We start from the raw sequence: 20168 nt of genomic DNA, 5'->3' as shown, positions 1-20168 counted from the left end.
CGTTGTGCGGCACGATGGTAACCTTGTCGTAGTCAAGCGCCTGCGCCCACGTTATCGCCATCGCATTGACGTCGCCATCGTATTTGGTCGATACGAGCGTGGTCGCGCCCGGATTTAGGATACGGTATGATTTTTGTAGATCGACTTTTATGATCGCCATTTTTGCTCCTTTGATTAAATTTTATCGGCGGCAGATGCCGCAAATAACCGAATGCTTGGTATTAGCTTACCCTAAATTTAAGCCTTAGGCTCTACTAGATCGGCTAAACCTTGGCGCGCTTGGATTAAATTTCTCCGCAGCGCGCGAAATTTGGCTGACTTAAAATTTCACCTGCTATTTTCTGCGGATCTTATAGCTATTGCCGCTTTTTAGCAGCGAAATTTTGCCGTCCTTCGAGACATAACCGCTTCCCTTTGCGCGCAAGATCACGCTCTCAGGAAGGCTCGACCAAAAAATTTCTACCTTGCTTTTATCCGCGGAGAATATCCCGTAGATCGCAAGCGCGGCGTTATCCGGATCGTCCAGCCTCACATCCGCGACGTCAAAGACCTGCACGCAGCCATTCTTGATCTTTGAAAAGCTCTGCCCCACGGCAACCAAGCAGCCGTGCTCATCCGTGCCGCTGCCTATCATCGGCCCCTGCACCGCGGGTACCTTGCAGACGCCCTCACTAGCGCCGCAGTCCGCAGCCGCGCTTTCGCCCCTCTTATCCATTGCGCTTATTTCCTCGCCTGGCTTTGTATCGTGCGCCGCGCAGCCGCACAAAAACGCCGCCGCAAAGGCCGCAATTAAAATTTTACTTCTCATCTTTACTCCTTTAAATAAATTTTATCTGCACTCAAAGCTACTCGCGTTATTTTCGTCGCCGCCTACGTAGGTAGCCACTTTTGGGTACGCGCAGATAGGGATCTGTTTGCCCGCGCGGCTCGTGCTTTTGCCTAGCAGGCTAGATGGAGCCGTTCTCTGCTCGCGCCACGCTTCAAGCGCGCTTAGCGGATCGACATCATCGATGCCGTTACCGCCGCCGCAGTGATTCATCCCAGGCAATGCAAAAAATCGCGCAAATTCGTCCGCGTCCGCGTTCGTTTCCACTAGCTTTTTAAACCAATCGCGCTGATCCATCGCCGAAAACACGGGATCGGAAACGCCCGTTACGATGATGAGTTTACCGCCGTTAGCGCGGAAGCTATCTAGCTTGGTCGAAATCGCATCGTTTATCGCCGCGGTTTCGAATGTTCGCTCTACGTCCTTATCGAAATCAAATTTCATCAGATCAAACTCCGGTTGCGGCGGCGTCAAGAAATAATAATTCATCGAGCCCTTCGAGAGCACGATATTTCTAGCATTTGGCTCGGCGCTTTGCGAGTCGCCAAGCTTCCACATGCGCCAGCCGGGCTGATTTACCCCGGCATCGTAAAACCAGCCGCTGTAAATTTGCTCGCCCCTGCTGTTTTTTGCGCCCTCAAATATCGCCTTTATCACAGAAATTTTTTCTTTGGGCAGATCAAGTCCGCTAGGATCAAATTTACAACTCTCCCAAGCGCAGATAATGCCGTCTTTTAGGCCGTCTAGCGCATCGCATTTATCCAGAACCGCTATGCTTAGCTTATCCAAATCCTCCTGCGTAAGGGCGTTTGCAAAAATTTTATCCCCCGCGGCGTTTTTAGGCGCGATCTTCATAAGCTGCCGGTTGTCCCACTGCTCCGCGATCGCCGCGCGCGAAAGCCTAAAACCCGGATTTGCCGCGATTACGCCGTCAAATTCCAGTGGATACCTCTGCGCCGCCATCAGAGCCGAGCGCCCGCCGTTTGAGCAGCCCATAAAATAGCTGTGCGCGGGCGCTTTTTTATATGCCGTGAAAACCAGCTGCTTTGAGACGCTCGTGACCTTGCCGATAGCCTGATAGGCATAGTCTAACCGCGCCTGCTGCTCAAGTCCAAACTCTGGCGTAGGCGTAGGATGTCCCGAATCGGTCGCAACTACCGCATAGCCCCTCATAAGCGCGGGCGTTGCAGTGCTAGTGCGGATAGGTACGGCGCCAAGAGCCGGCGCTACGAAGCCGTCCAAACCGCCTCCGCCCTGAAATAGCAGCTTGCCGTTCCAGTCGCCCGGCAAGCGCAGCTCAAATTTTATGCCGTAATGCTTGCCGTCCGAACCCGTACGCGAGGCTATCTCGCCGTGAATTATGCAGTGCGGCGCGGCTTTTAGCGTCTTTTTGGCTCCGCCAGTTAGCGCAGACATCTTATCGGCACCGATTTCGCCGCTTTGATTCCAGATCGCTTCGCTAATCTTTGTATCGTAAATTTTCGTGCCCTTTAGCGCCGCGCAAGCCCGCTCGTCAAAATCGCTCGTAAGCGCCCCCTGTAGGCCCAAAGCAGCCGTAAAGGTTGCAACTAAAATTTTATATTTCATTGCCGCTCCTTTTAAAATTTTATTAATCGTAATTCTAACATAAAAATTTATCGTGAATTTCAAGCGTATTTGAGAAATTATGGAATTCCTAGCGAAGTCATGTGGAATTTCAAATTTTAATTAAAGGGACGAAGCGCTTGGGCGGTCCGCGGGATCGGGCTCACCCGTTACGCGATTTCGTAGATCGCGGCGGAATACTTCGATCGCCCAAAACCAAACCGCGTGCCCGAAAAATTCCGAAACAAACTCATACCACGGAAGCTGAAAAAGCGGTGGTGTAAGTCCTAAAAGCGGCAGCGTGATGCAATGCACTGCGATATTTACGACGATACCGAATGCGACGCCCTGAAATAGCGTAATTTTAGGTAATTTCTCGACAGCGAAGTGTGCCTAATTTTAAATTTTGCTATTGTTGCGGAGCATTAAATTTCACGCGTGCCCTTAAAGTTCGCACGGTAAAAAATCAGCAGCGCGGCGGCTAACGCGGCAAAGCTGCAAAATAGCCCTTGGTAGCTTAAATATTCAAGCGCCTTGCCACCTACGGCAGTACCGATGCCGCCTCCGAAAAATATCGCCGTGCCTATGATCCCGGAGGATAGACCTTTGACGGAACTACAACGAAGTGCCGCGCTTGCTAGGACGGACTGCGCGCAAACATATCCGAATCCCAGCAAAAACGTCCCTACATATGCGGTAGCAGCGAAGCAACTCGCCAAAAGGCACAGCGCCGAAGCGGACGCCAAAAAGCCGAGGGATAGAATTTCTTTTGGCGGCAACTTCTCTTTTAAATATCTAGCAGCGTTTCCTGCCAAAAAGCAAGCGACGCCGTAAAGCATAAGGCAGACTCCGGCGAAATTTGAGCTCAAGCACAGTTTTTTAAGTAGATAAGCGCCTATGAATGAGTACGCCCCGAGCACAATTACGCCATTACATAAAGCCAAAAAATAGCTTCTCAAAAGCGCAGCATCGCCGCGCAAGCTGGCTAGGGATTTTACGAAGCTTTCGCCTTTGCTTTTCGGAGCGTCTTTGAAATTTAGCGTAAATAGTGATACGAAAGATACCGCAGACAGCGCAGAAAAGGCTAAAAATATCTCCCTCCAAGAAAATCTAGCCACCGCCCATCCACCTAAAGCCGCACTCAGCCCCTGCCCTAAAAATACCGAGCCCAGAAATATCGCTACGATTTTTTGTCTATTCTTCTCGTCATATGCATCGCCTATAACGCCGAGGCAGACGGCGATTATACCCGCCGCCGCGCATCCCGTGCAAAAACGAAATAAAACAAGCCACGCTAAACTTTTTGCAGTAGAGCAAAGAAGCGTAAATATCGCCAAAAAGAGCATTAGCGAGATTAAAATTTTACCTCTACCGTAGCGATCGCTAAGATGTCCGTATACCGGCTGAAGTAAGCCGTATGGAATCAGATATGCCGTCAAAACTGTGGAGGCGGCGCTTACCTGCACCCCAAACGTATCTGCGATGCTAGGCAGCAGTAGCGATGCGATCCAGTTATCTGCGGCAGAGATTATCCCTGAGGCGATGATTAAGAGTAGTAGTCCTTTTTTGCAGCGCATTTTAAATTCCTAAATTTACGTAATTTTAGCCATTATAACTCTTTTGCTAGAAAATTTGGAATTTTAGTAAGCTCAGCGAATATGAGACGACAGGCATAGATCGCTAAGTTCGCAGCGGGGACGCAATGCTGCGGCAAGTATAGCGCAATGGTCGGACATACAATGCGATGCATCTACTACCTTATAGGGGTGAAGGTAGGCAGCAACGTGAGCAGTGAGTGCATGACTAGTTTTATATTTCTAACTCTCTTTTTTCGCGCATAAAGCCTTATGAGAAATAACGCAAATTTAACAATGCCACGAAGCAGAGCTGTAGCATAAGGCAAATAAGAAAAGCCCTAACTTGCAACGCGAACCCTACAATAAAATTCAAAAATTCTTTAAAATTCTACGCGGATTATGATGCCTAAAAATCAACTAAAATTTTAAGCGCACTACTCCTGCAACACGCTTTTTAGCCGCGCAATCCCGCCGTTTATAACAAGCCGTGACGAGCCATTTGGACGATCTCGTGCCGCTAGATTAAATTTAATAGCAGCGGAATTTTGGAATTTTACGAATGCGGGGATTTCAACGAGCGCTTGAAATTTTAGTCTCGAGAGATGATTTTGATTTCGTTCGCGCAAGATCCGCCAAAGCCCGCGCCGAAGGGATCTTGGACCGTGAAATAATGATCTATCGCGCCGCATCCGTGCCCGATCTGTTCACCCCAACCCAGCGCCCTGCGCACGAAGCCCTTGGCATGGGCGACGGCTGCAGGCAGGCTAAGTCCCGCCGCCAGAGCGCATGCGATCGCACTTGAGAGCGTGCAGCCCGTGCCGTGGGTGTTGCGCGTAGCAATTTTAGGCGCGGAAAATTCGTAAAATTTGCCGTTTTCGTATAAAATATCGACCGCTAAATTTGTCAAATCCCCGCCCTCGCCGCTCGGTTCAGAACCTGCATCTAAAGGCGCTGCGGATAAATTTTGCTCAAAAGAGGGCTCCGCGCTCGCAGTTAAATTTTTGCATTCGCTAGTAAAATTTTCACTCGCGAAATTCGCACGCTCCGTCAAACCCGCAGAATTTTTTAGCGCCCCGTTTTCGCCCATCTCGCGCCCAAAAGCTTTAAAATTTCGCGCCGTATCCGCTTCCGTCGCGCCACAAGCCACGCTCGCATCCGCCAGATCGCCGCCTTTGATCAAAATCGCGCCGTCGAAAAACTGCGAAATTTTAACTGCTGCGGCGCGCATATCGGCTAAGCTTAAAATTTTCATCTCCGCCAAGACCTCAGCCTCGCGCACGTTAGGCGTGATGATCTCCGCGGCGGGGGCGAGCTTATATTTTAACGCATGCAGCGCGCTTTGTTTCATCAAAACTCCGCCGCTGGTAGCGACCATCACGGGATCTAAGACGACGTTTTTCGCGCCGTGCTTGCTCAGGCTCTTTGCAATGGCCTCGGCAACCCTTTCATTGGAGATCATTCCGATTTTAACGGCGTCCGGAAAGATATCGCTAAAAATCGCGTCCAGCTGCGCCTCCACAAAATCTGGCGGAACGTCCAGTACGCCGAATACGCCGCGCGAATTTTGCGCCGTAAGCGCCGTAATAGCGCTCATAGCAAACATCTTATGCGCGCTAATCGTCTTGATATCGGCTTGGATACCCGCACCGCCGCCGCTATCAGAACCCGCGATAGTAAGAATTCTTTTCATAAAAAGCCTTTAAAATTTTAGCGCGATTATATCGAAATTCCGCTATAATTCCCCAGATATATTATTTTACGGGCTAAATTTAAGTTTTATTTATATAGTTTTTATTATAATTTATAATTCATTCGTAATAACTATTACAAATACAAAATTTTAACCAAATAGAGGAATTTACATGAAAAAAGTCGCTAGTTTGATTTTCGCAGCGTTTTTGGTTTCGGGCTGCTCCTATTTTGAAAAAAAGGAGGAAAGCGGCGCGAAGCAAGGCGGCGAGACCCCCGCGCTGCCGGTAGGCGTATTTATCGCCAAATCCGCCGACGTGCCGATAATTTTGAAATTTAACGGACAGACCGTGAGCGAGCTTGAGATAATGCTAAAGCCGCAGGTTTCGGGCACCATCGAAAAGCAGCTTTTCGAGCCTGGCCACAGCGTCAAAAAGGGCGACGTGCTCTACGAGATCGACCGCTCGCGCTACCAGGCGGCGTTTGACAGCGCAAACGCTAATCTGCAAAACGCCTCGGCGGACTACAAAAGAGCTAAAGCGCTAAAAGCTAGCAACACGATCTCTCAAAAGGATTTCGATACCGCAAAAGCGGCATTTATGGTAGCCGAAGCAAATTTTAAAAGCGCCAAGATCGATTTTGATCACTCGCTCGTTACCGCGCCTTTTGACGGCATGGCGGGCGATACGCAAAAAGACGTAGGCGCATACGTAAACGTGGGCGAGGATCTGGTGCGTCTTAGCAAATTTGATCCGATCGACGTGGAATTCGGCATCGCAGACGTCGATAGGCTGGAGCTTGATGCAAATTTAAGAAATGGGCAGTGGAAGCAGCTGGGCCGTCAGGTAAGCATAAATCTCGGCGGTAAGGACTACAATGGCACGCTAAGTTTTATCGATAGCGTCATCAATACAAACACAGCGTCAGTCAGCGCTAAGGCTCAAATTCCAAATCCAAGCTTAGAAATTCGCCCGGGCGTTTTTACCAAAGTAAGCGTCGATGGTTTTTATCAGAAAAACGGCTTTAAAATTCCGCAAGTTGCGCTCAAGCAAGATCTTAGCAACACCATAGTCTATGTCGTACAAGACGGCAAGGTCGCTAAAAAGGTAGTCAAAATCGCAGCGCAAGATACCCGCACGGCGACGATCTCAAGCGGACTGCAAGACGGCGATCAGATCATTTTAGATAATTTTAAAAAGATCAACGTGGGCTCCAAGGTCACTCCGATACCCGCAAGCACCGATCCTTACGTAGCAGGGCAGCCTAACGAGCAACCGTCTCAGAGCAATGCGGAAAGCGGGAAATAATGTTTTCTAAATTTTTCATCAACCGCCCCGTTTTTGCCTGCGTCGTTTCGATCATCATCGTAATCGCGGGCGTTTTGGCTCTTAAAAATTCTTCCGTCGAGGAGTATCCACAACTCACGCCGCCGCAAATCGTAGTTAGCGCTACATATAGCGGCGCGGATGCGCAAACGATTGCCGACGTCGTCGCGGCTCCTCTTGAAAACGCAATCAATGGCGTTGAAAATATGATCTACATGGAAAGCTCAGCAAGTTCCTCCGGCGATGTTCGTATCAACGTATATTTTCAAATCGGCACAAATCCAGCAGATGCAAAAGTCAATGTAAACAACCGCGTCACGCCAGCTCTTACACTACTTCCCGATGAAGTGCGCCGCTACGGCGTAACCGTCACCGAGCGTAGCAGCACGATGCTGGAGGTGCTTGCGTTTTACGATCCTAGCGAGCAGATGGATGTCGTAGAGATGCAAAACTACGTAGCTATCAACGTCGTAGATGAGCTAAAGCGCGTGCCGGGCGTCGGCGAAGCTCAAGCGCTGGGCACAAAAGATTATGCTATGAGGATCTGGGTAAAACCCGAGCTACTTAAGAAATTTAACGTTACGACCGCCGAGATAATCGCCGCGATAAGCGAGCAAAACAGCCAATACGCCGCGGGTAAGATGGGCGAGCAGCCGATGAACTTAGGCAATCCATACGTATATGCGATCAAGCCTGAGGGTCGTTTAAAAACCGTCGAAGAGTTTGAAAATATCATCATACGCGCGCAGAAGGACGGAAATTTCTTGCGCGTAAAAGATGTCGCCGAAGTCAAACTCGGCGGCGCAAGCTACAATATTTCGGGTAAATATAACGGCAAGGCGATGGTGCCCGTGCTTATCTTTATGCAAAGCGGCGCCAACGCCCTAGCCGTAGTTGAAGCGGTAAATAAGCGCATAGACGAGCTTAAACCAAATTTCCCAGGCGAGCTGACCTACGACGTCGCCTACGATACGACTAGCTTCGTAAAAGTATCGATCGAAGAGGTCATTCATACTTTCATTGAAGCGTTAATCCTCGTCATCATCGTTATGTATATGTTCTTAGGGAACCTTAGAGCGACGATCATTCCGACGCTTGCTGCGCCTGTGTCAATCTGCGGCGCGTTTATCGGAATTTATGCCTTCGGATTTTCAATAAATTTAATCACTCTTTTCGCGCTTATTTTAGCTATCGGCATCGTCGTGGACGACGCCATTATCGTGATCGAAAACGTAGAGAGAATTTTACACGAAGAGCCGGATCTTAGCGTCAAAGAGGCCACCACGAAGGCGATGGGCGAGATCGTAGCGCCCGTCATCTCTATCGTGCTCGTGCTTTCGTCGGTTTTCGTGCCGGTTGCGTTTATGGAGGGCTTTACGGGGGTTATGCAGAGGCAATTTGCTTTAACGCTCGTGGCTTCGGTATGTTTTTCAGGCTTCGTAGCCCTTACACTAACGCCCGCACTTTGCGCTCTAATCTTGCAAAAAAAGGAGTCCGAGCCGTTTTTTTTCATAAGATGGTTTAATAATCTTTTTAGCATCTCAACTAAAATTTACGCCGCAGGCGTCGGCATGGTTTTGCGCCATGTGCTAATCAGCCTCGTTTTTGTGGGCATCATCATCTATGCAATGATAGAGCTTCTTAATCTTACTCCGAGCGGCCTAGTGCCTAACGAAGACAAAGGCTCGATTATGGCGATGACTACGCTTCCGTCTGCATCTACGCTGCCCAGGACGGAAGCCGATCAGGATTTCATCGCAAGCATCGCTAAAAAGTATCCAAACGTAAAAGATATAACCCAAATCACGGGATACGATATGCTAGCCGGAGCGCTTAGAGAAAATGCGGGAGCTTTTTTTATGAAGCTAAAAGACTGGAAAGATCGCCCGGGTGATGAAAATTCCAACTTCGCCTTAGCCGCCGCGCTAAACGGGCAGCTCTACGGCGCCGATCGCAACTCGATGACCTACGTCGTCACGCCGCCGCCTATTATGGGTCTTTCGCTTACGGGTGGATTTGAGCTCTACGCGCAAAGCACGACGGGCAAGAGCTACGATGAAATTCGCGCAGATATGGATCGCGTAACTGCCAAAGCCAATCAACACCCCGCTTTAAAGCTCGTGCGAACGACGCTGGATACCGATTTCCCGCAGTATAAGCTCTATCTCGATAAAGAGAAGATAAAGATGCTAGGCGTTAAAATAGCCGACATTTTCACCGTGCTAAATTCCACCATCGGGCAGTATTATATCAACGACTTTAACCTTATGGGGCGCACGTTTAAGGTCTATATCCGCGCTACGCAAAACTATAGAGATGATCCTAACGATCTAAAATCGCTCTACGTCCGCAGCGACAACGGCGATCTGATCGCGTTAAATTCTTTAGTGAGGCTTGAGCGCTCGCTGGGTCCTGATTCCGTTAATAGATTTAATGCCTTCCCGGCAGCGCAGATTATGGGTGAGCCAAACACGGGCTACACCTCGGGTCAGGCGATTGCAGCTATACAAGAGGTTATAAAAGAGGAACTTCCTAGCGGATATTCGATCGGCTGGGCCGGTTCTGCATATCAAGAGGTCAGCGAGACGGGCAAGGGCGCGCAGGCGTTTGTATTTGGAATGATCTTCGTGTTTCTGATCCTGGCGGCTCAATACGAAAGGTGGCTCATGCCGCTTGCCGTACTTACCGCCGTGCCGTTTTCGGTATTCGGCGCGCTCGTGTTTACATATTTCCGCGGGCTGAATAATGACATATATTTTCAGATCGGACTTTTACTTCTAATCGGTCTGGCGGCGAAAAATGCGATTTTGATCGTGGAATTTGCGATGAACGAGCATCTAAATAATCATCGCTCTATCGCTGATGCCGCCATAGAAGCCGCCAAGATGAGGTTCCGCCCTATCGTGATGACGAGCCTTGCGTTCGGCCTCGGCGTGCTTCCGATGGTTATCGCCACTGGCGCTGGCGCTGCTAGCCGACACGCATTAGGAACCGGCGTCGTAGGCGGAATGCTCGCGGCATCTACGATCGCGATCTTTTTCGTGCCGCTGTTTTTCTACCTGCTCGAAAGCTTCAACGCTTGGCTTGATAGACGCGGCAAAAAAGTCCAAACTAACGAGGTGAACGATGAAAATAAATAACGCTCTTTTAAGCGCCTTGACGCTTGGAATTTTACTTTGCGGCTGCAATTTCAAGCCCGTTACGCCGCAAAAACAGACCGGCTTTAAGGCAGATTACGCAAGCACTAACGTTAGCACGCAGTGGTGGAAAAGCTTTAACGATCCGCAGCTAAACGCCCTGATCCAAAGCGCGCTGGAGCAAAATTCCGACTTGCAAACCGCGCTAAATAACGTCGAGTATGCGCGCGTAAATTTAGGACTAAGCAAGCTTGAATACCTGCCGAACGTAAATTTAAGCGGCAGTGCGGTGCGCCAAAATAATTTCGGCAACCAGCCCGATCGCAACTCCCACGGCGCGTATCAGATCGGCGCCGTGCTAAGCTACGAAATCGATCTTTGGGGGCGCGTGCGCAACAGCGTGGATTCGGCGCGATCTCGATTTAATGCGACGAAATACGACTACGAAACCGCCAAAAATACGATTACTAGCACGGTTGCGACGACCTATTTTACGCTACTAGCATTAAAGCAACAGGAGAAAATTTTAAAAGACAGCCTAAAAAGCTATCAAGATACGCAAAACTACCGCAAAAAGCAGCTCGATGCGGGCGCGGTTAGCGAGATCGTATTTTATCAGGCCAAAGCCGCGGTCCAAAGCGCCGAGGCAAGCCTCATAAGCGTGCAAAATCAGCTCTCCGCGGCGCAGACCTCGCTAAATATCCTAACGGGCAAGAGCTACGATGAAATTTTACGTGGCACGGCGCAGACCGCCGCGAAAATGCCTAGCGCTCCGCAGATTCCAAGCGGAATCCCAAGCGACGTGATCCTACATCGCCCCGACGTTGCAAGCTCGCTCGAAAATCTGCGCGCAAGCAATTTCTTAGTGGGCGTCGCCAAGGCAGGCTACTTCCCTACTTTCTCGCTTACGGGCTCGGCGGGATACGCAAGCGGCGAGTTTGACAGGCTGTTTACCGCAAGTGCGAGCACATGGAGCATCGGCGGCTCGCTCGTAGGGCCGCTGCTTGACTTCGGCCGCCAGAAAAGGCGCGTAGAGCTTGCAAATTTAGAGCAAAACGCGAGCTTCATCGCATACGACAAAGCGCTTAAAACCGCTTTCGGCGACGTTCGCGACGCGCTTGTAGGCGTGCAAAACGCCAAACTAAGGCAGGCAAGCCTCGCCGATCTCGTCGCTTCGCAGAGCAAAATTTATTCAAACGCCTCAAGCAGGTATCAGGCGGGCTACAGCGATCATCTGGAGTTTTTGGATTCACAGCGGAACCTGCTTAGCGCGCAGCTAAATAAAGTGCAGGCAGATCTTGATGTGCTAAGCGCGACGGTAAACGCCTACAAGGCGCTCGGCGGCGGCTTTAGCATCGAGGATAGCGAAATAAAGGCGCTTTTAGGCGCAGAGAAGGACGTGCAGCCCGATATGTCCGCGTTCCCGAAAGATAGAATTTTTAATTAGCTTTAAATTTACGGGCGGCGCAAAATTTTAAAATACCCGTAAATTTAAAGCGTAGCTCAGCTTTTACGGCGCAAGCGGATGTATAAAAGAAAAATCTGCTTGCGCTCTTTAAATTTAGCCTCGCGGCGGGCGGCAAATCCAAATTTCAAAGATAATCTAAATTTTAAAATAGCCGCAGCAAGGTAAAATCGCCGCTCGGCTAGGAAGCGCAAAGCGGCTTGGCTTAGGGCGCGACAGAATTTCAAGCGGTACGGCGAAATTCTAATCGCTGCAGAAAAATTCCAAGCAGCGCGATAGAATTCCAAACGCTGCGGCGAAATTCCAAGCGCCGCGTTTTAAATTTAAAGGCAGAACAGGTTGCGCGCCGAAACGGAATTTGGCAAAATTTTAGATTTTCGCTATAATCGCGACTTTTAATTTAGATGGGTGTCCGAGCGGTTGAAGGAGCACGCCTGGAACGCGTGTAAAGTGCAAGCTTTCGAGGGTTCGAATCCCTTCCCATCTGCCACTACTTTAAAATTTCGTCCTCGCAAAACTCTAAAATTTCGCTTTTCAACTCGGCGAAAATTTTATAAATTTAAAGCCAAAATTCCACCCTTGCCGCAAATTTAACGATCAAAGATAAAAATTTCCTCCGCCGAAATCAAACCCGAAAGCCACCTAAATTCTATCTCTACGCCCGCCGTTTACCGATATTGCGCTAAAATTCCTTTTAAAATTTCACTTTGAAGGAGAAAAAAATGAGTGAAGAAAAAAGTTGCGCCTGTGCGCACGCAAAATCCCAAAACGTAACCGACGCGCCCGGCAATAACACCGTGTTTATGATCTGGCGCTTTAACGCGAACAAAGCCGCCTGCAAAAAGGCTTTCGAGGGCCTTTGCGCTCTGGTGATAAATTTAAACAAAACCGCCGTTACAAGATTCGGTGCGGCTAGCGAAACCAGCTGCGTGCTGGGCGTGGGCTTTGAGGCGTGGAAAATGCTCGGCTTGCCGAAGCCTTTGCCAAAGGAGCTAAAGAATTTCGAAGAGATTAAGGGCGATAAACACGCTGCGCCAGCCACCGGAGGCGATATCCATATCCACATCAGAGCGGGGAATCAAGCCGTTTGCTACGATATGGCAAGCGAGATCAGAGCCGTGCTAAAGGACGTCGCGACGTGCGAGGAGGAGATCTGCGGCTTTAAATACTACGACGGGCGCGCTATCATAGGCTTTGTGGACGGCACCGAAAACCCGCAAGGCGCAGATCGCGACTTTTTCGCCAAGGTGGGCGACGAGGACGCGGCGTACAAGGGCGGCAGCTATCTTTTTACGCAAAAATATATCCACGATATGAGCGCATGGAACGCCGCGGGCGTCGCCGAGCAGGAGCGTGTCATCGGGCGCAGCAAACAAAACGATATCGAGATGAGCGAGGATATAAAACCTAGCAACTCGCACTCCGCCGCAGCCAACGTAGGCGACGACAAAAAGGTCGTGCGCGACAATATGCCTTTTATGCAGGGCGGCGAGACGGGAACCTACTTCATCGCCTACGCAAGCACCTTTAGCACGCTGGAGTTAATGCTTGAGAGCATGTTTATCGGCCGCCCGCGAGGCAACTACGACCGCCTGCTAGATTTCAGCGTCGCAAAGACGGGCGCGCTCTTTTTCGCTCCCACCTTCGATATGCTACAGGCTTATAGCGCAGAGTAAATTTAGCTTTAAATTTAAAGGCGTGCGATGTTTTGCGATCTAAGCCCGTATCAGAGCAGGCGCTGTAAAGAGATCATAGAGGGCAAATCAAAAATAGTGAAAACGTCAGGGGTCTCATAGAGTTCATAGACGCTAAATTTAAAACTCGAGCGATCAGCGCGTTTTACGGCGCGGGTAGGGACTCGGCGTGGCTTAAGATCGTGCTTCGCTCCTAAAAAGATGCCGCAAAAATCACCGATAAAAAGTGCATCGAGCACTACCTTGCCCGCACGCCGCTTTTCGAGAAACTAAACGGACTTAAGAATTTTTATATCTCGGTCGAGTCCTTCGAGTCACAGATCCGCACCGATCTGATCCAAGGCGCGGTAGAGGAGCTGCTACGAAACCGAAGCGAGCTTTTAGCGCCGCTTAAAATTTGGTATATCGCAGCGGTGTCCGACGCACCCGTAGTTTTTTATTTCACGAGGCAAGATGCGGCGCGCCGCAAAGGGGGCGGAAAGATAGAGCGGCTGATAAGAAATTTTATAGAGAAAGCGCAGGACGCCAAATATCTGAGCCACATGGAATTTAAGCTGTTTTTTGACAGCAAGGAGTTCGTGGATCTTGAGTGCGGCGGAAATTTGTTCTATTATTTTAAATAAAATTTTACAAAGGAGCGAAAATGGATGCGAAGCTTTACAGAAGGTAACGCAGCTCTCGCGAGGGCTTGAGGATGGCGGCGTGCAGAGCCTAAAAGCGGCGCTAGAGGGCGAAGGCGACGAGGTTAGCAAGACGCAAGCTCGCGTGATCTTAGGCGAATACTACGTGATGAAAGGGGATTTCGCGCAGGCCAGGGAATATCTAGGACCTGTGGCGCGAGACGCCGAGCGACTGCGAGATCAATACGATGACCTACTGGACGATGAAATTTGCAGAGCCGATATGCTTTTGGATATGATCGAGCGCTTCGGGTTTTTGGCGGAATAAAACAGCTCGCGATATGCGGCGGCAGAGATAAAATTTTAAGATCGGAGCGAAATGCCGAAATATTCATTTCAAACCATAGAGCAAATGCTGCTAAAATGCGTAGCCGAGGGCGGCGAGCCGGAGCTTGGCTTTCGCCTGCGCGGCGCGCAATACATGATCATCGCCTATGCGGATCGCTACTCGTTTCAAAGATGCGCGGACGAGGCAGGCGCAAACGCAAGCGGCGAGCGGTATTTTGCCACGCTGCGGGAGCTCTACGGCGCGCCGCAGATAGACGGGCTCTCGCTAGAGGAGCTTTGGAGCGAGGCGGATGAGTTTTACTGCTTTGATTTTGAACTATAAGACCTCGAAATTTTATGCGGCGGTGCGGTAAGCGCACGCGGTACCGATACGTGGCGCTGATAAATTTTGAAAGGACGCAGACGGGCTCTGCTTAGGATTGTGTCGCTAAGGCGTACGGCGAGGACGGCAAATTTAGTGCGAGATTTGAAGGTCATGAGATGGCGATGGACGCGCCAAGCCTAGGCGGGCTGCGGCTTTATGCGAGCGCGTGGCTTTTGCAGGAGGGCATTAAATTTTTTCAGCAAGGAAGCCCGAGGCGGTAAAATGCGACTGAGCATCCGCCTGCTTGCCTACCGAGCAACACAACTTAAATTTAAACCTCAGTGCCGATCTTGGCAGGATAGGTCAAATTTTAGCAGTGATTGCGGCGATACTCGCGCCGCGACCTTACAACATCTGAGACTAGCGTGCATAAGTTTCATCTAATTGATGTAAGTTAGGCGCGGGCTTAAATTGAAGTAGATTCAATGGCGGCAGTGCGGACACAGAAATGTCGCCGCAAGGTTTAAATTTAAAATGCAAAAAAAGCGGCGGCGCGGACGAAAGCGCGCTGCGAGATCTAAAATTTAACCGAAGCGGCACTGAGAGCGAGTAAATTTTAATTAGCGAGCGCGCTACAGCGTGCTTTATGCCGGAGAGTTCGCGGTTTTTAGTGTTTGCCAAATGCACGTCTGATAAAATGCAGCTTGCAAAAATTGCAGCTGCGGTGTTATTTTCTAGCCTAGCGACAATAAATTCCGTAGTAATACAGCTCGCAAAGGTGCTGCGGCCGGCGGACATCGACCTTAAAACTTAGAGCCATCGGGCTGATCGTCCTTATCGGGCTTAGTTCCAGCCAGCGGGCATGAGTCTCGAAACCTGCGAGCGAGTGCAAGGAAGTCGTACAATTTCTATCTTCCAAATGCGACTTGCCCGCAATTTTGATCTTGTCAATTTTATGTAAAAAGCTTCTAGGCAGATGTCCGCGCGCTGTTTGACGATAAAATTTAAACGTAAAAGCAAAATTAATCTCCGCAAAACGCCCAAGCCGCTAGCGACGAATTTTAAAACGGGAGCAAAAAATTTAATGAAAAATTTTAACGATGAGCCGCAAAAGTCGCAAAAGCTGCAGCAGTCGCAGCCTAGGCAAGATGCCGAGCGCCGAAATCCGCCGCAATTTGACAATAAATCCCTCGTCGTCAAAGACTACAACATCGTGGTATTCTTTATTTATAACCTATTCTTCGCTCTCTTGGCGGTACCGGTGTTTCTGTATATAGGCGATATTTTTCCATACTATACGCCGTTTGCTCCTGTAGTATTCGCCGTCGTGTCCTATCTCAACAGCGCCCATACGCGCTTTGTTCATTTGACGAACAGGAGCATCAACTACGTCAATAAAGGCAAAATCACGAAATCTATAAAATTTGATGAGATATCGCTCATAAAGCTCACCGCCACGCCGCTATTCGGACATATCGTGCCCGCTAGAAATTCCATCGGCATTGTGCTTTCGTTCATCGTGATAGCCGTCGCGTTTGCCGGATTTTTACAAAGCCTTAGAGGATTTATAATTTTTATTATGAGCGCAGCGGCATTGATTTTACCGTTTTTCGCCTCTAAACTGATTTTTTCAAAGATCACGGAGGGGAAATTTAGCTTCCGTGCGATCGATACTTTGATCATCTATGACGGCAAGGGCGAATTTATCAGTTTTATGATGAGCGGGGAGGATTTTGAAAGGGTTTGCCGCTACATGCTAAAAGAGCGGCGGATCAGCCCGTCAAAATTTCAAAAGCAGTTTGTGATATTTCAATGAAAGGGGCGTTTCGATCAATATCATCGCCGAGGTTTGCCCGCGCACACCGCAAAGCTCGATGGAATTTCGCGGCAGCTCACACCACTTCGCACCTTGAAATTTACCGCGACCGCTTTAAATTTTAAGGCGCGGGGTTTGAATTTTAGTCCGAAACGACGCGCCGGGCGAATAAATTTTACTTAGCAAGTGAGCTACGGCGTGCTTTATACCAAAGAATTTGCGGTTTTTGGCATTTTCCGAATGGGCAAGAGATGGGATACGACTCGCAAGGGTGCTGCGGCTAGCGGACATGAGCCTCAAATAGGTAAATTTCATATCCAAAATGTTCGGAGCCTCAAGCCTTGCGGTTAAATTTAATCTACAACTACAAGCCGAATTTTAATCTGTCCAATTTAAATATCCGCGCAGACCGCATACATTGCAGCTCCGTCGTTTGCCACGGCGTAGAGGCGACCACCGCTAGCGAGCATGATCTGATCCGAGCCGAATTGAAACTCGCCGAATTCTATCTCCCTTGCGACCGAGCCGTCCTCGGTACTGATAAAAACGGGCTTATTACGGGGATCTGCGAGTAAAATTTTATCCTCGCACCACGCGAAATGCTCGGTTCCGCCGGTGTCAAGCTTAAAGATCACCTCGCCGCTTGCCGCGTCTACGGCATATAGATGCCCACCCTTGCCAGCGGTGCCGAAATACAGCGTCTTGAGACCCCGCCGCTTACCTTGCGCATCAAAATGCGACGTCGCTGTGCCGCGCAGGCAAACGGGCGTATATAGGTACGCGCCTAGTTTTAGCCGCCAAAGAGTTTTGCCTTTTGCGGCCGCTTTTTTGCGCGTTTGCTTGCCGCCGTTTGAAATTTTATCTTTCGCCTCGCTCGTTTCGTCGTGTGGATCGCTTTTGCTCGCTTTACAAACAGCCGCCGCGCCGCTATTTTCGGAGAAATTTTTTAAATTCTCGCCCGCCGCGCCGTTTAAATTTGACCCGCCTTGCGAGGCTCTGCACTCCATCATAAAGGGCGAACTCATCCGCACGGCAAAGCCGTCAAACTCATAGGTTTGCGCATCGTTGTAGACCTGCTTCACGGGCGTTGGAGCGTCGCCAAGCTCGGTTATTTCGCCGTCTTGTATTTTGATGAGCTTTGCGGGCGAATCGACGAAGCCCTCGTAATATCTCGTATTTAGCACGAAGTGGCCGTCCTGTGGGTAGCAGAGCGCGGAGGCGGCAGAGAAAATTTCGCGCTGTTCGTAGGCGAGCACCGATCTTTTGTGCTCGCTAAAATCGCGCGAAAACGTATCTAGCAGCACGTAGCTGGGCGTTAGCTTCGCGGCGATATTTTGCTCGCTGGGGGCTGCAAAGGCAAAATGGACGAAGGCAATCCGCTCGCCCATCTCATAAATGCCCGTCACGCCGTGTCCGCGAAACTCCACGCCCTGCATCGCAAGAGGATATGATTTTAGCATTTGCGGCTCCTTAAAATTTGAAGCGATTATAGCTTAAATTTGGGCGCGAATTTTAAAATTTTGTATGCACGTTGAAATTTTACGGCGCGCACGTTAAATCATACGATGCACACGCTAAAATTTTACGGCGTGCGGCATGGAATTTCAAATTTTGTGGAGCTTCCAAAATTTTACGCCCGGCACAATGAATGCTACGTCTTAAAAACTCATAACTAAATTTCGTTGCTAGGTTTTTCATTCACTTTTATACCAGACGAATGCCCAAAGTTTAATGCCATTATATTATTTCATCACCATTATGTACTACTTTGATTCGGACTGATCAACAGGCCACTATCGAAATCCTAGCTTTTTCGCTACGTATCTTTCTAGCATTCATTTACGAATATGCTACTCTAACTGCCTATTTACGCTGCATATCGTGAAGTAGAATTTAAACGCAAAGAGCATTAAATGAAAATTAGTATAAATAAAATGTGAAATTCTGAAGTTAAAATAGAGTTTTGGATTAGATTAAAATGGCCGGGAGATAGGGATTCGAACCCCAGGAGGCTTTCACCTCAACGGTTTTCAAGACCGCCGCTTTCGACCGCTCAGCCATCTCCCGATTAAGGGCGGGTAGACCCCGCCGAAAGTTCGCGCAGGTTGGGACCTACGCGTAAAATTTATTCGGTTTTTTCTCCGACCCACTCGGCGCCGTTGTGAACCTTTTCTTTGGTCCATTGAGCCGCATTGTGTGAGTCCTCTTTTACGCCGTGCCAAGTATTAGAGCACCCGCTAAAAACCATCAATGCCAAAAGAGCCGCTAGTATGTATCTCATAATAACTCCTTTTTAGGATCTGGAGGCGACACCCGGATTCGAACCGGGGATCAAAGCTTTGCAGGCTCATGCCTTACCACTTGGCTATGTCGCCTAAAAGTCAATGGTGCCCGAAACCGGACTTGAACCGGTACGGTAAAAAATACCGAGGGATTTTAAGTCCCTTGCGTCTACCAATTTCGCCATCCGGGCAACGCGGGCGGCATCATAGCGGCTGCCCGGGCAATGTCAAGCGGCCTCAGTCGGTGCGTTCGCGGTACACCTCGGCAAACGGCAGACGTTGGCGGTCGCCCCAGATGCCGTGTCCTTCCTTGCGGATACCGCAGGCGACGATCATGTTGATTTCTGCGCCACGCGTCAGGCCAAGGATTTTCTTAACACGGCCGCTGTCCAGCCCTTCCAGCGGGCAGGTGTCGTAGCCTGCCTCGCTCATTGCCAGCATGAATGTCTGCGCGGCGAGACCACAGCTTTTGTGGACAACCACGCGCATATCCGCCCCGCTGCAATCGCGGTACATCGGGCGGAAGAGTGCCACCGTGCCGAATAGTACTTTGCGCAGCGGTCCCAGCAGGCCGAAGCCGCGCGCGTAGAGAAATGGCAGGAACTTGCCGTAGTAGCCGGCGTTGGCTTTCAGCCGTTTTTCCAGTTTGTCCGGCGGGCTGTAGCGGCGCAGATTTTCGCTTTCCAGTGCAAACATCGCCTGAGTGCGCTGGCGGTATAAATCCTGACGGCAGACGAAAACCACCATTTGCGTCGCGGTTGTTGCCGCCTGCTGGCTGAGGCAGGCGGTGGAAAGGGCTTCAAGCGTCGCTTTTCCGGTAATGTGATAGAACTCGTAGAGTTGCAGATTGGAACTGCTGGGCGCGAGCTGCGCTTGTTTGAGGCAGTGGCGGACGGTGGTGCTGTCCAGCGGTTTGTCCGCGTCGAAATGGCGTACCGCGCGGCGGTGATTGAGTAGATCAAGCAGCATAAAAATCCTTAGTTTGCGTTGCCGTCATCTGTCGGTTGCGGCAGGGCGAGGGTCAAGAGGAGGGGGAGGAGGCGGCGGGTCATGCTTGTTCGATGTGGGCGTCGATGGTGACGGGGCAGTTCAATGTGTTGGCGATGTAGCAATCGCGGTGGGCGTCATGGTGCAGGGCGAGGGCAAGTGCCGGGTCGGACGCAGCGCTGATGGTAACGCGCGGTTTGAGGCGGATGGCGGTCATGCGGCCTGCAGCTTCGTTCATTTCGGCTTCGGCGTCGTCGCGGTAGGCGAGGACGGTGATGCCGTGGTCGGCGCAGTGGTGCAGGTACCAGAGTTTGTGGCAGGCGGAGGCGGCGGCGAGCAGCAGTTCTTCGGGGTTCCAGCGGGCGGGGTCACCACGGTAGGCGGGGTCGGCGGAACCGGGGATGTCCGCTTTGCCGGGGGCGCGATGGATATGGTCGCGGCTGTAGGCGGTGTAGTGCGCTGTGCCTACGCCGAGGTTGCCTGTCCATTCGGTACGGGTGTGGTAGTGGTGGGT

General features: G+C 50.3%; 18 protein-coding genes, 4 tRNA genes and 1 pseudogene. 10 read left to right on the top strand and 13 right to left on the bottom strand.

The features are described from left to right. Nucleotides 1–334: 334 nt before the first annotated feature. The 5 genes and pseudogenes from Q0101_RS06965 to thiD form a co-directional block, all read right to left on the bottom strand. Nucleotides 335–808 carry a hypothetical protein gene (locus tag Q0101_RS06965; protein WP_297943644.1) on the bottom strand — a complete coding sequence of 158 codons (474 nt, stop codon included), beginning with the start codon at nt 806–808 and terminating at the stop codon, nt 335–337. A gap of 21 nt (nt 809–829) precedes the next feature. Further along, on the bottom strand, nt 830–2413 hold the full coding sequence (locus Q0101_RS06960) for a tannase/feruloyl esterase family alpha/beta hydrolase (RefSeq protein ID WP_297943641.1): 1584 nt from the start codon (nt 2411–2413) through the stop codon (nt 830–832). Between the two features lie 120 nt (nt 2414–2533). Next, nucleotides 2534–2782, bottom strand: a pseudogene (locus Q0101_RS06955) (DUF1440 domain-containing protein); the annotation flags it as partial. 53 nt (nt 2783–2835) lie between these two features. Next, nucleotides 2836–3987 carry an MFS transporter gene (locus tag Q0101_RS06950; RefSeq protein WP_297943638.1) on the bottom strand — a complete coding sequence of 384 codons (1152 nt, stop codon included), beginning with the start codon at nt 3985–3987 and terminating at the stop codon, nt 2836–2838. A gap of 589 nt (nt 3988–4576) precedes the next feature. Further along, entirely contained in the window at nt 4577–5677 is a 1101-nt protein-coding gene (gene thiD, locus Q0101_RS06945; protein ID WP_297943635.1) for a bifunctional hydroxymethylpyrimidine kinase/phosphomethylpyrimidine kinase, read from the bottom strand. A 172-nt stretch (nt 5678–5849) separates the two neighbouring features. Between thiD and Q0101_RS06940 the strand changes: the two genes are divergently transcribed. From Q0101_RS06940 to Q0101_RS06900, 9 genes are all read left to right on the top strand, one after another. Beyond that, nucleotides 5850–6983, top strand: a complete 1134-nt coding sequence (locus Q0101_RS06940) for an efflux RND transporter periplasmic adaptor subunit (RefSeq protein ID WP_297943631.1) — start codon at nt 5850–5852, stop codon at nt 6981–6983. Further along, a complete protein-coding gene (locus Q0101_RS06935; protein ID WP_297943628.1) occupies nt 6983–10141 on the top strand; it encodes an efflux RND transporter permease subunit in 3159 nt (1052 codons plus the stop codon). Before Q0101_RS06940 ends, Q0101_RS06935 begins: the two co-directional genes overlap by 1 nt. Next, on the top strand, nt 10128–11585 hold the full coding sequence (locus tag Q0101_RS06930) for an efflux transporter outer membrane subunit (RefSeq protein ID WP_297943625.1): 1458 nt from the start codon (nt 10128–10130) through the stop codon (nt 11583–11585). Before Q0101_RS06935 ends, Q0101_RS06930 begins: the two co-directional genes overlap by 14 nt. 420 nt (nt 11586–12005) lie before the next feature. Then, nucleotides 12006–12093 (top strand) — tRNA-Ser (locus tag Q0101_RS06925). 232 nt (nt 12094–12325) lie between these two features. Next, complete coding sequence (locus Q0101_RS06920) at nt 12326–13279, top strand: Dyp-type peroxidase (protein ID WP_297943622.1); 954 nt, start codon at nt 12326–12328, stop codon at nt 13277–13279. Between the two features lie 431 nt (nt 13280–13710). Next, entirely contained in the window at nt 13711–13920 is a 210-nt protein-coding gene (locus Q0101_RS06915) for a hypothetical protein (RefSeq protein ID WP_297943619.1), read from the top strand. Beyond that, nucleotides 13883–14245, top strand: a complete 363-nt coding sequence (locus tag Q0101_RS06910) for a hypothetical protein (protein ID WP_297943616.1) — start codon at nt 13883–13885, stop codon at nt 14243–14245. Before Q0101_RS06915 ends, Q0101_RS06910 begins: the two co-directional genes overlap by 38 nt. Before the next feature lie 51 nt (nt 14246–14296). After that, nucleotides 14297–14587, top strand: a complete 291-nt coding sequence (locus tag Q0101_RS06905) for a hypothetical protein (protein WP_297943614.1) — start codon at nt 14297–14299, stop codon at nt 14585–14587. 264 nt (nt 14588–14851) lie between these two features. After that, nucleotides 14852–15013: a hypothetical protein gene (locus tag Q0101_RS06900; RefSeq protein ID WP_297943611.1), complete on the top strand. Its 162-nt coding sequence runs from the start codon at nt 14852–14854 to the stop codon at nt 15011–15013. Nucleotides 15014–15308: 295 nt separating this feature from the next. Here the strand turns inward: Q0101_RS06900 and Q0101_RS06895 are convergent, their stop codons facing one another. Further along, nucleotides 15309–15488: a hypothetical protein gene (locus Q0101_RS06895; protein WP_297943609.1), complete on the bottom strand. Its 180-nt coding sequence runs from the start codon at nt 15486–15488 to the stop codon at nt 15309–15311. 165 nt (nt 15489–15653) lie between these two features. On the opposite strand from Q0101_RS06895, the gene Q0101_RS06890 reads away from it, so the two are divergent. Continuing rightward, nucleotides 15654–16385, top strand: a complete 732-nt coding sequence (locus Q0101_RS06890) for a hypothetical protein (protein ID WP_297943606.1) — start codon at nt 15654–15656, stop codon at nt 16383–16385. A gap of 392 nt (nt 16386–16777) precedes the next feature. Here the strand turns inward: Q0101_RS06890 and Q0101_RS06885 are convergent, their stop codons facing one another. From Q0101_RS06885 to Q0101_RS06855, 7 genes are all read right to left on the bottom strand, one after another. Further along, entirely contained in the window at nt 16778–17845 is a 1068-nt protein-coding gene (locus Q0101_RS06885) for a PQQ-binding-like beta-propeller repeat protein (RefSeq protein WP_297943603.1), read from the bottom strand. 519 nt (nt 17846–18364) lie between these two features. After that, nucleotides 18365–18452, bottom strand: a tRNA-Ser gene (locus tag Q0101_RS06880). 58 nt (nt 18453–18510) lie between these two features. After that, nucleotides 18511–18666, bottom strand: a complete 156-nt coding sequence (locus Q0101_RS06875) for a hypothetical protein (RefSeq protein ID WP_177387338.1) — start codon at nt 18664–18666, stop codon at nt 18511–18513. Between the two features lie 20 nt (nt 18667–18686). Continuing rightward, nucleotides 18687–18760, bottom strand: a tRNA-Cys gene (locus Q0101_RS06870). 10 nt (nt 18761–18770) lie between these two features. Beyond that, nucleotides 18771–18858 (bottom strand) — tRNA-Leu (locus Q0101_RS06865). 46 nt (nt 18859–18904) lie between these two features. Beyond that, entirely contained in the window at nt 18905–19636 is a 732-nt protein-coding gene (locus Q0101_RS06860) for a nitroreductase family protein (RefSeq protein WP_297943600.1), read from the bottom strand. Nucleotides 19637–19715: 79 nt separating this feature from the next. Next, nucleotides 19716–20168: OsmC family protein (locus Q0101_RS06855; protein ID WP_297943597.1), on the bottom strand; the 453-nt coding region annotated here is incomplete at its 5' end.

Origin of the sequence: uncultured Campylobacter sp., from assembly GCF_937921625.1 — a bacterium.
In the GTDB taxonomy this organism is placed as follows: Bacteria; Campylobacterota; Campylobacteria; order Campylobacterales; family Campylobacteraceae; genus Campylobacter_B.
Note: the sequence above shows the minus strand (reverse complement) of the source record. Positions and strands in the feature narration are given on the sequence as shown.

Coding starts and splice junctions, on each gene's coding strand:
- thiD (WP_297943635.1), bottom strand. CDS start 5,677: ATGAAAAGAATTCTTACTATCGCGGGTTCTGATAGCGGCGGCGGTGCG.
- Q0101_RS06950 (WP_297943638.1), bottom strand. CDS start 3,987: ATGCGCTGCAAAAAAGGACTACTACTCTTAATCATCGCCTCAGGGATA.
- Q0101_RS06960 (WP_297943641.1), bottom strand. CDS start 2,413: ATGAAATATAAAATTTTAGTTGCAACCTTTACGGCTGCTTTGGGCCTA.
- Q0101_RS06860 (WP_297943600.1), bottom strand. CDS start 19,636: ATGCTGCTTGATCTACTCAATCACCGCCGCGCGGTACGCCATTTCGAC.
- Q0101_RS06920 (WP_297943622.1), top strand. CDS start 12,326: ATGAGTGAAGAAAAAAGTTGCGCCTGTGCGCACGCAAAATCCCAAAAC.
- Q0101_RS06890 (WP_297943606.1), top strand. CDS start 15,654: ATGAAAAATTTTAACGATGAGCCGCAAAAGTCGCAAAAGCTGCAGCAG.
- Q0101_RS06940 (WP_297943631.1), top strand. CDS start 5,850: ATGAAAAAAGTCGCTAGTTTGATTTTCGCAGCGTTTTTGGTTTCGGGC.
- Q0101_RS06930 (WP_297943625.1), top strand. CDS start 10,128: ATGAAAATAAATAACGCTCTTTTAAGCGCCTTGACGCTTGGAATTTTA.
- Q0101_RS06900 (WP_297943611.1), top strand. CDS start 14,852: ATGCGACTGAGCATCCGCCTGCTTGCCTACCGAGCAACACAACTTAAA.
- Q0101_RS06905 (WP_297943614.1), top strand. CDS start 14,297: ATGCCGAAATATTCATTTCAAACCATAGAGCAAATGCTGCTAAAATGC.
- Q0101_RS06935 (WP_297943628.1), top strand. CDS start 6,983: ATGTTTTCTAAATTTTTCATCAACCGCCCCGTTTTTGCCTGCGTCGTT.
- Q0101_RS06875 (WP_177387338.1), bottom strand. CDS start 18,666: ATGAGATACATACTAGCGGCTCTTTTGGCATTGATGGTTTTTAGCGGG.
- Q0101_RS06885 (WP_297943603.1), bottom strand. CDS start 17,845: ATGCTAAAATCATATCCTCTTGCGATGCAGGGCGTGGAGTTTCGCGGA.
- Q0101_RS06965 (WP_297943644.1), bottom strand. CDS start 808: ATGAGAAGTAAAATTTTAATTGCGGCCTTTGCGGCGGCGTTTTTGTGC.